Source organism: Streptomyces coeruleofuscus (genome assembly GCF_039532725.1).
Classification (GTDB): Bacteria; Actinomycetota; Actinomycetes; order Streptomycetales; family Streptomycetaceae; genus Streptomyces; species Streptomyces coeruleofuscus.
Window position 1 is genome coordinate 1,470,899 of sequence record NZ_BAAASE010000001.1, and the last position, 15,985, is coordinate 1,486,883.

Sequence of the window (15,985 nt, forward strand, 5' to 3'; positions counted from 1 at the left end):
AGCGCGTCACGCCGCCCCCACAGCCGTCCGCCGCGCCCCCCACCGCCGGGCCCGGTACGTCCCGGCCAGCCGGCACACCGCGTAGACGCCGAACGAGATCGTCGTGACATAGGGGCTGATGGGGATGCTGCTGCCCAGTGCGAGCAGAATGCCTCCCTCGATCGAGGCCACGGCGAACAGCACGCTCAGGACGGGCAGCAGCACCGGCGAGGCGGTGACGCGGGCGGCGGCCGCGGCCGGGGTGACGACCAGCGTGAGCACCAGCAGCGCGCCGACGACCTGCACCGACAGGGCGACCGCGAGCCCGAGCACCAGCATGAACGCGAAGGACAGCGCACGCACCGGCACCCCGCGTGCCTGAGCCACATCCGGGTCCGTGCTGGCGAAGGTCAGCGGACGCCATATGACCGCCAGAGCGATCAGCACCAGCACGGACGTGCCGAGCAGCCACGACATCTGCGGGGTGTCCACGGCGACGATCTGACCCGTGAGCAGGCCGAACTTGTTGGCCGCCCGGCCCTTGTAGAGGGCGAGGAAGAGCACGCCGAGGCCCAGCCCGAACGGCATGATGATGCCGATCACCGAGTTGCGGTCCCGGGCCCGGGTCCCCAGCACCCCGATGGCGCCGGCCGCGAGGAGCGAACCGGCGATCGAGCCCGCCACGATGTTGACGCCCAGCAGCAGGGCGGCCGACGCGCCCGCGAACGACAGCTCGCTGATGCCGTGCACCGCGAACGGCAGGTCCCGCATCAGGACGAAGACCCCGGCCAGCCCGCCCACGAGACCGAGTGCCACGCCGGCGATGAGGGAGTTGCGGACCAGGGCCAGCAGCTCGCCGTAGTCGGTGAAGTCGAAGATCTGCTGCCAGACCCCGTCGGCGAGCGTCATGCGCGCACTCCGTCCGTCTCGTGATGTCCCGGATGGTGGGGCGGCGCGGCGGGCTCGTCGGGGGCCCCGGCGACGACGACCCGGCCCCGCACGCGCACCACGTCGACCTGCGTGTCGTAGAGCCGGGACAGCGACTCGGACGTCAGCACCTCGTCCGGGGTGCCGACCCGGTGGCCGCCGGGTGCCAGGTACAGCACCCGGTCGACCATCCCCAGCACCGGATTGATCTCGTGGGTCACGAAGACGACCGCCGTGCCGTGGGAGCGGCGCCGGGCGTCGATCAGCCCGGTGACGGCCCGCTGGTGGTTCAGGTCGAGCGACAGCAGCGGCTCGTCGCACAGCAGGACGCGCGGGTCGGTCGCCAGGGCCTGACCGATGCGTACGCGTTGCCGTTCGCCGCCGGACAGCATCCCGAGCGGGACGTCGGCGTAGGCCGCGGCCCCGACCGACTCGAGGATCTCGTCCACCCGGCGGCGGACCGCGCCGGTGCGCGGGCGCGGCCCGAAGCGGTGCCCGTCGATGCCGAACCGCACGAGGTCCCGGGCGCGCAGCAGGGCCTGCACGGACAGCGCCGCCTGCTGCGGGACGTAACCGATGTGCCGGGCGGCCTCGCGAGCGGGCCGGCCGAGGACGGTCAGCGTCCCGGCGGACAGCGGCCGACGGCCCAGCAGCGCCCGTACGAAGCTGGTCTTGCCCGCTCCGTTCGGCCCCAGCACGGCCAGGAACTCCCCGGGCCGTACGTCGAGGTCGAGGCCGCTCCACACCGTGCGGTCGCCGTACGACAGGGCGGCGCCGCGCAGGCTGACGACAGGAGTGCCGTCCTGCCCGGGCACCGTGGTCACTTGGCCAGCGCGCTCGCGAGCGCGTCGACGTTGGCGGTCATCCAGCCGAGGTAGTCCTCGCCCTTCGGCAGGGTCTCGGTGACGGGCACGACGGGGATGCCGGCCGCCTTGGCCGCCGCCTCGGACTTCTCGGTCTGCGGGCCGGAGGTCTGCTCGTTGTAGACGAGCACCTCGACCTTCCTGCCGGTGAACAGGGCCAGACTCTCCTGGAGGATCCGGGGCGAGACGTCGTCGCCCTCCTCGATCGCCTCGCTGAACGCCGCGGGCGTCCTGTTCACCAGGCCGCTCGCCTCGGTCATGTACAGCGGCACGGGCTCGGTGATCGCCACCGCCTCACCGCCGTGCTCCTTCCTGATCCGTGCCTCCTTCGCCTCCAAGGGCGTGAGCTCGGCCTTGAAGGCGGTGGCGTTCTTCCTGAAGGCGGCCGCGTCGGCCGGGTCGGCCTTGGCGAGGGCCGCGGATATGCGGTCGGCGACGCGGGCGACGGTGGGGAAGTCGTACCAGACGTGCTCGTTCAGCTCGCCGCCCTTCGGCGCGGTCTTGCCGGAGACCCGCACCGCGTCGATCACCTGGGCGGAGTCGTTGTGGCCGCTCTTCAGCATGCGGTCGACGAAGTCGTCGTAGCCGCCGCCGTTCTCGACGACGACCTTCGCCTTGGACAGGGCCAGCTGGTTCTGTGTGTCGGCCTCGTAGGAGTGCGGGTCCTGGTCGGGGTCGCTGATGACCGAGGTGACGTCGACCTTGTCGGCGCCGATGCTCCGCACGATGTCGCCGTAGACGTTCGTGGAGGCGACCACGGGCACCTTCGCCGAGGCGCTCCCGGCGTCGGCGGAGTCCGACGAGCTGCCGCAGCCCGCGAGAAGGGCCAGTGACGCGCCGGTCAGCAGCGCCAGGCGGCGGGACGTGGACAGGGGCATGGCTCCTCCATGACGGATGTGCGGACGGGATGGCAGGCAGGCGCCACGCTAGATGGGAATGAATGTCAAGAGCAGATTCTGGCCGAAGTCATGTGAAAACCATTGCCAGTTGTTGAACAGGCCGACTGGACTGTCGGTCCAACTCTTGGACGTGTAGTCTAAATCCATGCGAGAGACTCTGGCAGCGGAACGGGACGCGATCCTCGCCGCGCTGACACCGGTCGTCGACGGGATCGCCACGACCTTCGGACCGCTCTGCGAAGTCGTACTGCACGACTACCGGAACCCGGAGAAGTCGGTCGTCGCCGTGGCCGGATCGGTGACCGGGCGGACGGTGGGCGGCGCGATGAGCGAGATCGGGATGCGCGTCCTCGCCCACGGGGACGAGGCGGCCGACGAACTGAACTACGTCACCCGCACCCGGAACGGGACACTGGTGAAGTCCTCCACGATGGTGCTGCGGGACTCCACGGGAGCCGTGTTCGGCGCGCTCTGCGTCAACGTGGACGTCAGCGCCGTCAGCCAGGTCCACGGCCTGCTCGGCGCCCTCGCCGGACTCGGCGCGGCCCCCGCGGAGCTGCCGACCACCACCTTCGGCAACGACATCGACTCCGTGGTCGACGCCCTCGTCGACGCCCACCAGTCGAAACAGCGGGGCAGCTGGGCGGAGCTCGGCCGCGCGGAGCGCCTGGAGCTGTTCGGCGGCCTGGACGCACGCGGGGTCTTCGCCGTGCGCGGCGCGGTCGAGCAGGTCGCCGCCCGGCTCGGCATCTCCCGCGCCTCCGCCTACAACTACCTCTCCCAGGCCCGGGCCGCCCACGGCACGGCTTCCGACACTTCCGCTGGAGGACAAGCGTGACGACCACCACCCCACCGGTCACCCTCGACGACGTCAGGGACGCCGCCGCCCGGCTCCAGGGCGTCGCCCACCGCACGCCCGTCCTGCGCTCCCGCACCCTGGACGCGCTCGCCGGCGCCGAGATCCACCTCAAGTGCGAGAACTTCCAGCGCGTCGGCGCCTTCAAGTTCCGCGGCGCCTACAACGCCGCCTCCCGCCTCACCCCCGACCAGCTCTCCCGGGGCATCGCCGCCTACTCCTCCGGCAACCACGCCCAGGCCGTCGCCCTGGCCGCCCGCGAACTCGGCACCACCGCCGTGATCGTCATGCCGGAGGACGCCCCGCCGTCCAAGCGGGCGGCCACCGCCGGCTACGGCGCCGAGATCGTCACCTACGACCGCTACACCGGCGACCGCGTCGCCATCGCCGAGGCCCTGGCCGCCGAGCGGGGGCTCACCGTCATCCCGCCGTACGAGCATCCGCACATCATGGCCGGGCAGGGCACGGCCGCACTGGAGCTGCTCGAAGAAGCAGGGGAGTTGGGGGCGCTGCTCACCCCGGTCGGCGGCGGCGGGCTCATGGCCGGCAGTGCCACGGTGGCCAAGGGCCTGCACCCGGACATCCGGATGATCGGCGTCGAACCGGAGGCCGGGGACGACACCAAGCGCTCGCTGGAGGCGGGCCGGCGCGTCAGCATCCCGGTGCCGCACACCATCGCCGACGGACAGGCCCTGCACACACCCGGCGAGCTCACCTTCTCCGTCAACCGGCGGCTCGTCGACGACGTCGTCCTGGTCACCGACGACGAGATCAGGGACGCGATGCGGTTCGCCTTCGAACGCCTGAAGATCGTCGTCGAGCCGAGCGGCGCCACCCCGCTGGCCGCCCTGCTCACCGGCCGCGCGGGCCCTCTCCCGCGCCGCGTCGGCGTCATCGTCTCCGGCGGCAACATCGACGCCGAGCGCTTCGCCCGGCTCTGCGGCACCGGTACCCGCTGAATGGCGCGGCCCGCTCGACGGACGGACGATGGAAGCACACCCCTCACGGAGGAGGAGCGTCATGCTTGAGGTGAAGACGATCGACAAGCCGGACGAGCGGCGCGACTACCCCCGAGGCCATCTGGAAGCCGTCCACATGACGGGTCTGGACTTCGCCGTGGCCACGTTCGAACCAGGCTGGCGCTGGTCCGAGTCCGTGGCTCCGATCGCCGGGACCGACAGCTGTCAGATCCACCACAACGGCTACGTCGTATCGGGCCGTATGCGCATCCGCATGGACGACGGAGCGGAAAGCGAGGTGGGACCCGGCGACGTGTTCGTCTGCCCGCCCGGCCACGACGCCTGGGTCGTCGGCGACGAGCAGTGCGTGGTCCACGACTTCGCGGGCAGCATGGCCAAGGAGTACGCCAAGAAGGACTAGCCTCGCCGTCCTTCGTACGGGCCGCCTGATCACACCGGCAGCAGCCGCCCCACCAGCGCGCTCAGCTGCCGGGCCGTGCGGCACTCGTGCATCTCGACCAGCTCGGCGTAGGCGGGTGCGGCGGAATCGCCCGTGCCCCAGCGCGAGCGCTGCTCGGGGTTCAGCCAGTAGACGCGGCGGGCCCGTCCGGCGATCTGCCGCAGGGCCGGCAGGTTCGGGTCGCTCATGTTCGTGCGGGCGTCCCCGAGGACGAACACGGTCGTGCGCGGGCCGACCGCGTCGACGTAGCGCTCCGCGAACTCGCCCAGCGCCATGCCGTAGTCGCTGCTGCCGTGCCAGCCCGTCAGCGTGGCCTCCGCCTCGATACGGGCACCGAGCCCTTCCGGGTCCGCGGTGCCGTGCCGGAGGAGTCCGGTCACCTCGTCGATCCGGTTGACGAAGGCGAACACCCGCACCTTGCTGAACTGGTCGTGCAGCGCCTGCACCAGCAGCATCGTGAAGTCCGAGAAGCCGGAGACCGACCCCGACACATCGCACAGCAGCACCAGTTCGGGGCGGACGGGCCGTCGTCTGCGCAGCACCGGCTTCATCGGCACGCCGCCCGTCGACAGTGAACCGCGCAGGGTCCGCCGCAGGTCGATCGAGCCCCGGGAGGCGCGGCGGCGCCGGGCCGCGAGCCGGGTCGCGAGCTTGCGGGCGAGCGGCTGCACGGTCCGGCGCAGCTCGGCCAGCCGGGCCTTCCCGGCGAACAGGAAGTCCACCTGGTCGGCGGTCGGGGCCACCGCCCGCCGGGCGATCTCGTCCCGGCCGCGCCGCTCGGCGACCCGGCGCCGCGCCTCCGCGGCCACCAGCGCGCGGAAGCTCTCGATACGCCGCCGGATCTCGTCCTCCAGCAGCCGGTCCGCGAACCCCTCAATCCCGCCCCGGCCGCGCACGTCGTCGCGGACCCGGGCCAGCAGGGTCTGCGGGCGCAGCCGTTCCAGCGTCTGGTACGACGACCAGCCGTCCGACTCCGGCGCGGAACCGTAACCGCCGAAACCCTCGACCGCCTCGACCGCGAGCCGGCCCAGCAGCGCCCGGTCGTCGGCGGCGAGTGCGGCCGCCAGCCGGTCGCGCAGATTCTCCCGGCCCGCGGCCCGCTGCTGCGGGCCGCCGACGCCGCGCGGGAAGTACAGGTCGAAGACCGGGTCGAACACCTGCCGCTGCCCGGTGCCGTGCAGCAGAGTCGCCGCGAGCCCCTCGCGCAGCAGCTCCCGGTCCGCGAGGCCGAGTGCCTCGACCGCCCGCGCCGCGTCGACCGTCTCGCCGGTGCCGATCCGGACGCCGTGCGCGCGCAGCGCCCCGACCAGGGACGTCAGCCGTTCCGCGACGCCCGTCGGCGTGGTCACAGGGCGTCCAGGTCGAGCTTGGCGGTCGCCTTGAGCACGTCGTCCTGGTGCTTGAGGAGCACGCCGAGGGTGGCCCGCACGACCGTCTCGTCCAGGGAGTCCGCGCCGAGCGCGAGCAGCGTGCGCGCCCAGTCGATGGTCTCGGCGACCGACGGCACCTTGCGCAGGTCCATCGCCCGCAGCGCGCCCACGACCCGGACGACCGAGCGGGCCAGCGCCTCGTCGAGCCCCGGCACCCTCAGCCGTACGATGCGGCGCTCCAGCTCCTCCTCGGGGAAGCCGATGTGGAGGAAGAGGCAGCGGCGGCGCAGCGCCTCGGACAGTTCCCGGCTCGCGTTCGAGGTGAGGACGACGAAGGGGCGGCGCCTCGCGGTGATGGTGCCCAGCTCGGGCACGGTCACCTGGAAGTCGCTGAGCACTTCCAGGAGCAGGCCCTCCACCTCGACGTCCGCCTTGTCGGTCTCGTCGATCAGCAGCACCTTCGGGTCGTCGCCCCGGATGGCGGTCAGCAGCGGCCGTGTGAGCAGGAACTCCTCGCTGAAGATGTCCGTGCGCGTCTCGTCCCACGTCTCGTCGCGGCCCGCGCTGATGCGCAGGAGCTGCTTGGCGTGGTTCCACTCGTACAGCGCCCGGGATTCGTCGACCCCTTCGTAGCACTGAAGGCGCACCAGTCGCGCCCCTCCCACCTGGGCGACGGCCTTGGCGAGCTCCGTCTTGCCGACGCCTGCCGGCCCCTCCACCAGCAGCGGCTTGCCCAGCCGGTCGGCGAGGAAGACGGTCGTGGCGACGGCGGGCGAGGCGAGATAGCCGGTCTCGGCCAGACGTGCGGAGACGTCGTCGACGGATGTGAACAACGGGGGCCTCCCAGGTCGGCGGCGGCAGCGGGCTGACAGGAGTACCTATCTAAGCGCTTGTTCAGCGACGCTGTCACGGGGGTCGGCCGCCGAAGCGGCCGGCCCCCGGCCGTGTCGTCGATCACGCCGCCGACGCCACCGCCCGCACCGCGGGAGTGCGCAGCACCCGCCGGGCCGTGGCCAGGCCCGTCCCCAGCGTCACCGCCGCCGCGACCGCCACGACCGCGAGCCACACGCCGAACGCCTGGTCCGGCAGCACCGCGTCGGTGCGGACCACGGTGAACGGGACGATCCCCGCCAGCGCCGCCAGCGTGCCGAAGCACACGCCGGTGACCGTCAGGACCAGCCCCTCGGCCCCGACCACACCCAGCACCTGACCGGGGGTGGCCCCGGCGAGGCGCTGCTGCCCGAACTCCCGCTTCCGGTACGTGGTCGCCGCGTACAGGGAGTTGACCAGCATCACGCAGACGAAGACCACGATGATGCCGACGACCGTGAAGTTGAGCGTCTCGAGGTTCTTCGCGTCGACCGACTTCACGGCTCCCGAGGCCGCGACGGCGTCGCTCTCCACGGCCTGCATGGTCAGCGTCGCCGTGGCGACGGCGGTGAACAGGATCAGCGACATGAGGATCCCGGCGAGCTGCCCGGCCCGCTCGCGCAGATTGCGCACCGCCAGCCAGCCGCTCGCGCCGCCGAGCGGCAGCCGGTCCAGCACCCCCGCCAGCAGCCGCGGCGCCATCAGCGCGCACCCGACCGACAGCAGGATCGCCCCGTACGCCGGCGGCGCCATCAGCGCCGCGTCCGTCGCCGAGAACGCGAACGTCGAGGTCACCGACACGGCACCGGCCACCAGGGCCGCGTAGGCGAGAACCGTCCGCGCCCGGCCCCGACGCCGGCTCCCGCCCGTAGCCCGCCGCACGGCGAGGAACGCGGCACCCGCGGCGGCGAGCAGCGTGATGCCGGCACCGGACTGAAACGCCACCGGGCCGAAGGAGTGGTCGACGGACCGGGCGACCTGACCGCTGTCCCGGAACACGTCGAGCAGCGCCCGGCCGCCGAACATCGCCGGTCCGACCGCCAGGGCCGCGCCCACCAGGGCCACGGCCACCGCCTCACCCACCACCATCCGCTTGATCTGCGCCGGAGTCGCCCCTGAACAGCGCAACAGCTCCATCTCGGCGGTGCGCTGACGCACGTTCACCGTCAGCGTCGAGGCGATCGCGAAGAACACCAGCAGGGTGCCGTAGCCGCCGACCACACCCGCGGCGGTGGACAAAGTCTCCGCGCTCGTCGGGTCCACGCCCGGCTGCCCGGCCGTGTCGTGCATCGAGTTGAACGTCATGATGATCACCGCGCCCAGGAACGCGGACAGCAGGGTCGCCAGGAACCGTCCGGGCCGCTGCCGTATCGACCGCATCGCGAGAACGAACACGGCTCACACCCCCGCCGGCATGTCGTCGCCCAGGTGCGCCAGCCGCTCGGCGACCGCGTCCGCCGTCGGGTCGTCCATGCGGCCCGCCAGCCGGCCGTCCGCGAGGAACAGCACGCTGCCGGCGTACGAGGCGGCGACCGGGTCGTGCGTCACCATGACCACCGTCCGGCCGTGCTCCCGCACCGCCTCCCGGAGCAGCCGCAGCACGTCCCGCGCACTGCGCGTGTCCAGGGCGCCCGTCGGCTCGTCCGCGAAGATCACCCGTGGCTCGGTGACCAGCGCCCGCGCGATGGCGACGCGCTGACGCTGACCGCCCGACAACTGGTCCGGTCGATGCCCGAGCCGGTCGCCCAGCCCCACGGACGCCAGCACCTCCCGGACCCGCCGCCGGTCCACGCGCCGCCCCGCGAGCTTCAGCGGCAGCACCGTGTTCTGCGCGACGGTCAGCGTCTCCAGCAGGTTGTACTGCTGGAAAACGAACCCGATCCGCCCGCGCCGGAACCTCGTCAGCTCGGCCTCGCCGCCGCCCGTCAGCTCGGTGCCGTCGACCCGCACGATCCCGCTGTCGGGCCGGTCCAGGCCTGCCGCGCACTGCAACAGCGTCGACTTGCCGGAACCGGACGGCCCCATCACCGCCGTGAACGTGCCACGCCCCAGCCCGAACGTCACACCGTCCAGGGCGGTCACGGCACTGTCGGCGCTCCCGTAGGTCTTGGTGACCTTGACCAGCCGCAGCGCCTCGGCGGCGGGTCCCGGGTCCTGGTCCTGTCGTGAGCCGGTGCGCAGCATCGTCGTCCCCCTTCGTCCGGCACGCCCTGTGCCTCGCCGACGACGCTACGGAGAAGGCGACCCGGCCACACTGGCCGCAGAACCCGTATCGCGGGGTGTACTCAGCGACACCCCGCGACCCGGGACACGGCATGCGGGCCTCCGACCAGGCCTGGGCGACGAGTCAGGCGTCGCCCACCAGGATCACCTCCAGCGTGCGCGGACCGTGCACCCCCTCGACCCGGTCCAGCTCGATGTCACTGGTCGCCGACGGCCCGGAGATCCATGTCAACGGACGTGCCGGGTCGAGGCGTTCGAGCCCCTGCGGCACGGACGACACGACCTGGCCGGGGACGCGCACGACACAGATGTGGTGGTCGGGGACGAGCGTGATCCGGCGCCGCCCCTGGTCGGGCGAGCCGTCCAGCACGATGGTGCCGGTCTCGGCGATGGCGACGGCGCACCCGGTGACGACGCTGTCGACCCGGTCGAGTTCGTGCGGCGTGCTCACGGCCCGGTCGTGGACACGCGTCGCGTCGACCGCCCTGAGCCAGTGCGGTGGCAGTCCGGGGGGCACCAGCACGGATTGCACGCCCCGTTCCGCCAGGAGACGCATGAGCACGTCCGGCAACTCGTCGTCCGTGCAGCGATGCACGACCGCCCGGTAGTCCGCCAGATTCTCGGCGAGCAGCTCCACCGTCTCCGCGACGGTCCGCTGCCCGTGCTCGCGCAGATAGTCCCGCGCGATCGGCTCCTCGTCGGCCGGCGCGTCCGCCAGCGCGCGCCGCACCCGCCCCAGAATCCGCTCCCTGCTGTTCACCTGGCACCGTCCTTCCCACCGCGCGTCCGCTGCCACCAGTCCCGGAACGGCTCGGCGGGCACCGGTGGCAGATCGCGGGTCCCGCTCCAGGCCCGCCCGGGCCCGGGCAGCGTACGGGGATGGAAGCGCCGGGTCCGGGAGGCGGCGCGCTGGCCGGTACGCAGCGCGCCCGGGTGCGTGAACGCCCAGCGGGCCGCGCGCATCGCCGCCCGCTCGGCGGCGTGCCCCTTCGCCGGCCGCAGCACCACCTTGTTGCCCTCCCGGGTGACCTCCCCGCCCTCCACGACCCGTTCCCGCAGGTGCACCAGCACCTCGGGGATGTCGATGGCGACGGGGCACACCTCGTAGCACGCGCCGCACAGCGAGGACGCGTACGGCAGCGAGGCGTCGATCTCACTGCCCGTACCCCGCAGTTGGGGACTGAGGATCGCGCCGATCGGCCCCGGGTACACCGAGCCGTAGGCGTGGCCGCCGGCGCGTTCGTACACCGGGCACACGTTGAGACACGCCGAGCAGCGGATGCAGCGCAGCGCCTGCCGGCCGACCTCGTCGGCCAGGGTGTCGGTGCGGCCGTTGTCCAACAGCACCAGATGGAAGGTGCTCGGCCCGTCCCCGTCGGTCGTCCCGGTCCACGTCGACGTGTACGGGTTCATGCGCTCCGCAGTCGACGAGCGGGGGAGTGTCTGGAGGAACACCTCCAGGTCCCGCCACGTCGGCACGATCTTCTCGATGCCGACGACCGAGATCAGCGTCTCGGGCAGCGTCAGGCACATCCGGCCGTTGCCCTCCGACTCCACGACCACCAGCGTGCCCGTCTCGGCGACCATGAAGTTGGCGCCGGAGATACCGACCTTGGCGCGCAGGAACTTGTCCCGCAGGTGCAGCCGGGCCGCCTCGGCGAGTTCGGCGGGCGTGTCGGTGAGGCCCTCGGGGGCCGGGCGGCCCCACTCGCTCATCTCCCGGGAGAAGATGTCGCGGATCTCGCCGCGGTTGCGGTGGATGGCCGGGACGAGGATGTGCGAGGGGCGGTCCTTGCCCAACTGCACGATCAGCTCGGCGAGATCGGTCTCGTAGGCGCGGATGCCCTCGGCCTCCAGCGCCTCGTTGAGCCCGATCTCCTGGGTGGCCATCGACTTGACCTTGACGACCTCCGACTCGCCGGTCATCTTCACGAGCTGGGTGACGATCTCGTTGGCCTCCGCCGCGTCGGCGGCCCAGTGGACGATGCCGCCGGCCGCCGTCACCGCCTCCTCCAACTGCTCGAGGTAGCGGTCCAGATGACGCAGCGTGTGGTCCTTGATCCGCTTGCCCGCCTCGCGCAGCTCGGCCCAGTCGGACACCTCCGTCACGGCCTTGGCCCGCTTGGCGCGGATGGTGTGCGTGGCGTGCCGCAGGTTGCCGCGCAGGGTCGTGTTGCCCACGGCCTCCCGCGCGGCCTCCGGAAACGCCGGCATCCCGACGAACGTTCCGCTCATACGGCCGGTTCCTCCTCCGTGCTCGCCAGGATCTCCGCGATGTGCACCGGCCGCATGGCCGTCCGCAGCCGGGCCATCGTCCCGCCGATGTGCATCAGGCAGGAGTTGTCGGCCGCGCACAGCACCTCGGCTCCCGTCGACTCGGCGTTGCGCACCTTGTCGGTGCCCATGGCCGCCGAGACGTCGGCGTTCTTCAGCGCGAAGGTGCCGCCGAACCCGCAGCACTCGTCGGCCCCCGGCAGCTCGGCCAGCTCCAGCCCCTTCACGGCCTGGAGCAGCCGCCGCGGCCGGTCGCCGAGGCCCAGACCGCGCAGGCCGTGACAGGTCGGGTGGTACGTCACCTTGTGCGGGTAGTACGCCCCGACGTCCGTCACGCCCAGCACGTCGACCAGGAACTCCGTGAGTTCGTACGTCTTCGGCACCACCGGAGCCAGCGTGGCCGCGAGGGTGTCCCCGCGCCCCTCGGCCCGGGCCCGCTCGCCCATCCGCGGATACAGCTCCCGCACCATCGCCCCGCACGACCCGGACGGCGTCACGATCGCCTCGTACTCGCCGAAGACATCGGAGAAGTGCCGGGCGAGCGGTTCGGCCTCGTGACGGTATCCGGTGTTGTAGTGCGCCTGGCCGCAGCAGGTCTGCGCCATCGGGAAGTCGACGTCGACGCCCAGTCTGGTCAGCAGTTTCACCACGGCGCGGCCGGTGTCGGGATGCAGCGTGTCGTTGACGCAGGTCAGGAACAGGGCGACACGCATCGCGGCTCCTTGTGGTCGATCATCGGATGAGTTGCAGCGTAGTCCGGGGAGGAGGCCCGGGGGAGACCCCGTCAGTCCCCGGCGAGCCGGTCCTGCGCGGCGCGCCACCGCTCGGTCCCGCCGCGCGGCTCGTACCGCGTGAGGGGCTGCGTACGGACGAGCAGCCGCCGCATCCCCGCCAGGTCACCGGCGAGACCGTGGGCCCGGGCCTGCACGAGCACGTTCCCCAGGGCGGCCGCCTCCGTCGGCCCCGCCACCACCGGCAGCCCGCAGGCGTCGGCGGTCAGCTGGCACAGCAGCGCGTTGCGCGTGCCGCCGCCCACCACGTGCACCACGTCCACCGGATGCCCGGCGAGCCGCTGCGCGTCCTGGACCGCCTTGCGGTGGGCGAGGGCGAGGGAGTCGAGGATGCAGCGCGTCACCTCGGCCTGCGACCCGGGCACGGGCTGCCCCGAGACCCGGCACGCCTCGGCGATCCGCTCCGGCATCCGCCCCGGCGCGAGGAACGCCGCGTCGCCCGCGTCCACCACGGACCGCAGTGCCTCCACCTTGGACGCCTCCAGCAGCAGCGCGCCCAGGTCCGGCTCGCCCCAGGCCCGCACGCACTCCTGGAGCAGCCACAGCCCCATGATGTTGCGCAGGTACCGGACCGTGCCGTCCAGCCCCAGCTCGTTGGTGAAGTTGGCCGCCCGGCTCTCCTCGGTCAGCACCGGCGCGTCCAGCTCCAGTCCGGCCAGGGACCAGGTGCCGGTGCAGATGTACGCGAACCGCTCCCGCCCGGCGGGTACGGCGGCCACCGCCGACGCGGTGTCGTGCGACCCGACCGCCGTCACGGGCACGGGTCCGGTCAGCCCGGTCTCCTCCAGTACGGCGTCCCGCAGCACACCCGCCGGATCACCGGGCTGCCGCAGCGGCGCGAACAGACCCAGGTCGATGCCCAGCCGCGAGGCGATGCCGTACGACCAGTCGCGGGTCCGGGGATCGATCAGCTGGGTCGTCGAGGCATTGGTGAGCTCGGTGCCCTGCTCGCCGGTGAGCCAGTACGTCAGCAGGTCGGGGATGAGCAGCAGCCGCTCGGCGGAGGACAGCTGGGCCGAGGACCGGGCGGCCGTCAGCTGGTACAGGGTGTTGAAGGGCGCGTACTGCAACCCGGTCGCCGCGTACAGCTCCTCCGCCGGGACGGTCGCCCACACCTTCTCCGCGACCCCCTCCGTCCGGGAGTCCCGGTAGTGCACGGGATTGCCGAGCAGCGCCCCGTCCGCGTCGAGCAGCCCGTGGTCCACGGCCCAGCTGTCGATCCCGACGGAGTCGACCTGCCCCGCCGCCTTCAGCCCGTCCAGCACCCCCGCGTACAGACCGAGCACGTCCCAGCGCAGCCCCTCGGGCACCCGCACGGGCCGGTTCGGGAAGCGGTGCGCCTCGGCCAGCTCCAGGCTGTCGGGGCCGACGCGGCCGACCATGACGCGCCCGCTGGACGCGCCGAGGTCGACCGCGGCGTACGACTTCACGGCCGCGCTCACCGCAGGAAGGCGGCCGCGACGCCGGCGTCGACCGGGACGTGCAGCCCGGTGGTGTGGGTCAGGTCGCCGCCGGTGAGGGCGAAGACCGCGTTCGCGACATGCTCGGGCAGCACCTCCCGCTTGAGGATCGTCCGCTGGGCGTAGAACTCGCCGAGCTTCTCCTCCTCGACCCCGTACACGGCGGCCCGCTGGGCCCCCCAGCCGCCGGCGAAGATCCCGGAGCCGCGCACGACACCGTCGGGGTTGACCCCGTTGACCCGGATGCCGTGCTCGCCCAGCTCGGCGGCGAGCAGCCGGACCTGGTGGGCCTGGTCGGCCTTGGTGGCCGAGTAGGCGATGTTGTTGGGCCCGGCGAACACGGCGTTCTTCGAGGCGATGTAGACGATGTCGCCGCCCAGCTCCTGCGCGATCATCACCCGCGCCGCTTCCCGCGACACGAGGAAGGACCCGCGCGCCATGATGTCGTGCTGGAGGTCCCAGTCCTTCGCCGAGGTCTCCAGCAGCGGCTTGGAGATCGAGATACCGGCGTTGTTGACGACGAGGTCGACACCGCCGAAGGCCAGCACGGCCGCACGGAACGCCTCGGCGATCTGCTCCTCGGACGTGACGTCCACCGTCACGGCGACGGCCTTGTCCGGACCGCCCAGCTCCTCGGCGACCGCGGCCGCGTTCTCGCCGTTCAGATCGGCCACGACGACACAGGCGCCCTCGGCGGCCAGCCGGTGCGCGATCGCCTTGCCGATACCGCTGCCCGCACCCGTGACCAGCGCGACCCGCGTCGCGAGCGCCTTGGGCTTCGGCATCCGCTGGAGCTTGGCCTCCTCCAGCGCCCAGTACTCGATGCGGAACTTCTCCGACTCCTCGATGGGCGCGTACGTGGACACGGCCTCCGCCCCGCGCATCACGTTGATGGCGTTGACGTAGAACTCGCCGGCCACCCGGGCGGTCTGCTTGTCCTTGCCGAAGCTGAACATGCCCACACCCGGGACCAGCACGATCGCCGGGTCGGCGCCGCGCATGGCGGGGGAGTCGGGCAGGGCGTGCCGCTGGTAGTAGGCGGCGTACTCCTCGCGGTACTCAGCGTGCAGCTCCTTGAGCCGGGCGATGGCCTCGTCGAGCGGAGCCGTCGGCGGCAGGTCGAGGACCAGCGGCCGCACCTTGGTCCGCAGGAAGTGGTCCGGGCAGGAGGTGCCCAGCGCGGCCAGCCGCGGATGCTCGGCGCTCGCGAGGAAGTCGAGAACCACCTCGGAGTCGTCGAAGTGCCCGACCTGGGGCCGGTCCTGGGACGCGAGGGCACGGACGTACGGCGCGAGCGCGGCGGCCCGCTCCCGGCGCTCCCCGGCACCCAGCGCGGCGTACCCCTCGATCACCGGCCCGAAGGGCTCCTCCTTGCCGCGCTCGGCGAGGAACTTCTCCGCGGTCCGGATGATGTGCAGCGAGTTCCGCTCGCACTCCTCGGACGTGTCGCCCCAGGCGGTGATCCCGTGCCCGCCGAGAACGCACCCGACGGCCTGCGGATTGGCCTCCTTGACGGCCGCGATGTCCAGCCCCAGCTGGAATCCGGGCCGCCGCCACGGCACCCACACGACACTGTCCCCGAAACACTCGGCGGTCAGCTTCTCGCCGTCGGCGGCACACGCCAGCGCGATACCGGAGTCGGGGTGGAGGTGGTCGACGTGCGCCGCCTCGACCAGCCCGTGCATCGCGGTGTCGATGGAGGGAGCCGCCCCGCCCTTCCCGTGCAGGCAGTAGTCGAACGCGGCGACCATCTCGTCCTCGCGCTCCACCCCCGGATAGACGTCGACGAGCGCCCGCATCCGGTCCAGCCGGAGCACGGCGAGTCCCGCCTCGGTGAGCGTGCCGAGGTCACCGCCGGACCCCTTCACCCACATCAGCTCGACATCACCACCGGTGACGGGGTCGGTCTCGGTGCCCTTGGCGGAGGCGTTGCCTCCCGCGTAGTTGGTGTTGCGGGGATCGGAGCCGAGCCGGTGCGAACGGGCCAGGAGAGCGGCGGCTTCGGGGTGCGGTGTCATGGATACCGGTTCCTTTCAACGGGGGGTGGTTCTTTT

15 protein-coding genes are annotated in these 15,985 nt (G+C 72.4%); 3 read left to right on the top strand and 12 right to left on the bottom strand.

Going from position 1 to position 15,985, the window contains the following annotated elements; genetic code table 11:
• Positions 1-6 precede the first annotated feature (6 nt).
• The 3 genes from ABFX81_RS06430 to ABFX81_RS06440 are packed head-to-tail and all read right to left on the bottom strand — an operon-like array spanning position 7 to position 2,647.
• Positions 7-888, bottom strand: a complete 882-nt coding sequence (locus tag ABFX81_RS06430; RefSeq protein ID WP_086854525.1) for a metal ABC transporter permease — start codon at positions 886-888, stop codon at positions 7-9.
• The gene (locus tag ABFX81_RS06435; RefSeq protein ID WP_086854524.1) at positions 885-1,730 is read right to left on the bottom strand and encodes an ATP-binding cassette domain-containing protein; all 846 of its coding nucleotides are present in this window, start codon (positions 1,728-1,730) and stop codon (positions 885-887) included. Before ABFX81_RS06435 ends, ABFX81_RS06430 begins: the two co-directional genes overlap by 4 nt.
• Positions 1,727-2,647, bottom strand: a complete 921-nt coding sequence (locus ABFX81_RS06440; protein WP_346137735.1) for a metal ABC transporter solute-binding protein, Zn/Mn family — start codon at positions 2,645-2,647, stop codon at positions 1,727-1,729. The genes ABFX81_RS06435 and ABFX81_RS06440 overlap by 4 nt, the downstream gene beginning before the upstream one ends.
• Positions 2,648-2,813: 166 nt before the next feature.
• On the opposite strand from ABFX81_RS06440, the gene ABFX81_RS06445 reads away from it, so the two are divergent.
• The 3 genes from ABFX81_RS06445 to ABFX81_RS06455 all read left to right on the top strand — a co-directional run bounded on the left by ABFX81_RS06445 (position 2,814) and on the right by ABFX81_RS06455 (position 4,904).
• On the top strand, positions 2,814-3,506 hold the full coding sequence (locus ABFX81_RS06445; protein ID WP_086845972.1) for a PAS domain-containing protein: 693 nt from the start codon (positions 2,814-2,816) through the stop codon (positions 3,504-3,506).
• A complete protein-coding gene (locus ABFX81_RS06450) occupies positions 3,503-4,483 on the top strand; it encodes a pyridoxal-phosphate dependent enzyme (RefSeq protein WP_086845974.1) in 981 nt (326 codons plus the stop codon). The genes ABFX81_RS06445 and ABFX81_RS06450 overlap by 4 nt, the downstream gene beginning before the upstream one ends.
• A 61-nt stretch (positions 4,484-4,544) precedes the next feature.
• Positions 4,545-4,904 (top strand): cupin domain-containing protein, encoded by a 360-nt coding sequence (locus ABFX81_RS06455; protein ID WP_086845976.1) that lies wholly within the window; start codon positions 4,545-4,547, stop codon positions 4,902-4,904.
• Positions 4,905-4,933: 29 nt separating this feature from the next.
• On the opposite strand, the gene ABFX81_RS06460 is transcribed toward ABFX81_RS06455, so the two are convergent.
• From ABFX81_RS06460 to ABFX81_RS06500, 9 genes are all read right to left on the bottom strand, one after another.
• Positions 4,934-6,292 carry a VWA domain-containing protein gene (locus ABFX81_RS06460; RefSeq protein WP_086845978.1) on the bottom strand — a complete coding sequence of 453 codons (1,359 nt, stop codon included), beginning with the start codon at positions 6,290-6,292 and terminating at the stop codon, positions 4,934-4,936.
• Positions 6,289-7,146 (bottom strand): AAA family ATPase, encoded by an 858-nt coding sequence (locus ABFX81_RS06465; protein WP_086845980.1) that lies wholly within the window; start codon positions 7,144-7,146, stop codon positions 6,289-6,291. Before ABFX81_RS06465 ends, ABFX81_RS06460 begins: the two co-directional genes overlap by 4 nt.
• Before the next feature lie 121 nt (positions 7,147-7,267).
• Positions 7,268-8,578, bottom strand: a complete 1,311-nt coding sequence (locus ABFX81_RS06470; protein ID WP_086845982.1) for an FtsX-like permease family protein — start codon at positions 8,576-8,578, stop codon at positions 7,268-7,270.
• A 3-nt stretch (positions 8,579-8,581) separates the two neighbouring features.
• A complete protein-coding gene (locus ABFX81_RS06475; protein WP_086845984.1) occupies positions 8,582-9,367 on the bottom strand; it encodes an ATP-binding cassette domain-containing protein in 786 nt (261 codons plus the stop codon).
• Between the two features lie 163 nt (positions 9,368-9,530).
• On the bottom strand, positions 9,531-10,166 hold the full coding sequence (locus ABFX81_RS06480) for an LUD domain-containing protein (RefSeq protein WP_086845986.1): 636 nt from the start codon (positions 10,164-10,166) through the stop codon (positions 9,531-9,533).
• Entirely contained in the window at positions 10,163-11,641 is a 1,479-nt protein-coding gene (locus tag ABFX81_RS06485; RefSeq protein WP_086845988.1) for a LutB/LldF family L-lactate oxidation iron-sulfur protein, read from the bottom strand. The genes ABFX81_RS06480 and ABFX81_RS06485 overlap by 4 nt, the downstream gene beginning before the upstream one ends.
• Positions 11,638-12,393: a heterodisulfide reductase-related iron-sulfur binding cluster gene (locus ABFX81_RS06490; protein WP_086845992.1), complete on the bottom strand. Its 756-nt coding sequence runs from the start codon at positions 12,391-12,393 to the stop codon at positions 11,638-11,640. The genes ABFX81_RS06485 and ABFX81_RS06490 overlap by 4 nt, the downstream gene beginning before the upstream one ends.
• Before the next feature lie 71 nt (positions 12,394-12,464).
• Entirely contained in the window at positions 12,465-13,913 is a 1,449-nt protein-coding gene (locus ABFX81_RS06495; protein ID WP_086845994.1) for an FGGY-family carbohydrate kinase, read from the bottom strand.
• Positions 13,910-15,949 (bottom strand): bifunctional aldolase/short-chain dehydrogenase, encoded by a 2,040-nt coding sequence (locus tag ABFX81_RS06500; RefSeq protein ID WP_086845997.1) that lies wholly within the window; start codon positions 15,947-15,949, stop codon positions 13,910-13,912. Before ABFX81_RS06500 ends, ABFX81_RS06495 begins: the two co-directional genes overlap by 4 nt.
• Between the last annotated feature and the right edge of the window lie 36 nt (positions 15,950-15,985).

Coding starts and splice junctions, on each gene's coding strand:
- ABFX81_RS06445 (WP_086845972.1), top strand. CDS start 2,814: ATGCGAGAGACTCTGGCAGCGGAACGGGACGCGATCCTCGCCGCGCTG.
- ABFX81_RS06490 (WP_086845992.1), bottom strand. CDS start 12,393: ATGCGTGTCGCCCTGTTCCTGACCTGCGTCAACGACACGCTGCATCCC.
- ABFX81_RS06485 (WP_086845988.1), bottom strand. CDS start 11,641: ATGAGCGGAACGTTCGTCGGGATGCCGGCGTTTCCGGAGGCCGCGCGG.
- ABFX81_RS06475 (WP_086845984.1), bottom strand. CDS start 9,367: ATGCTGCGCACCGGCTCACGACAGGACCAGGACCCGGGACCCGCCGCC.
- ABFX81_RS06430 (WP_086854525.1), bottom strand. CDS start 888: ATGACGCTCGCCGACGGGGTCTGGCAGCAGATCTTCGACTTCACCGAC.
- ABFX81_RS06455 (WP_086845976.1), top strand. CDS start 4,545: ATGCTTGAGGTGAAGACGATCGACAAGCCGGACGAGCGGCGCGACTAC.
- ABFX81_RS06440 (WP_346137735.1), bottom strand. CDS start 2,647: ATGCCCCTGTCCACGTCCCGCCGCCTGGCGCTGCTGACCGGCGCGTCA.
- ABFX81_RS06500 (WP_086845997.1), bottom strand. CDS start 15,949: ATGACACCGCACCCCGAAGCCGCCGCTCTCCTGGCCCGTTCGCACCGG.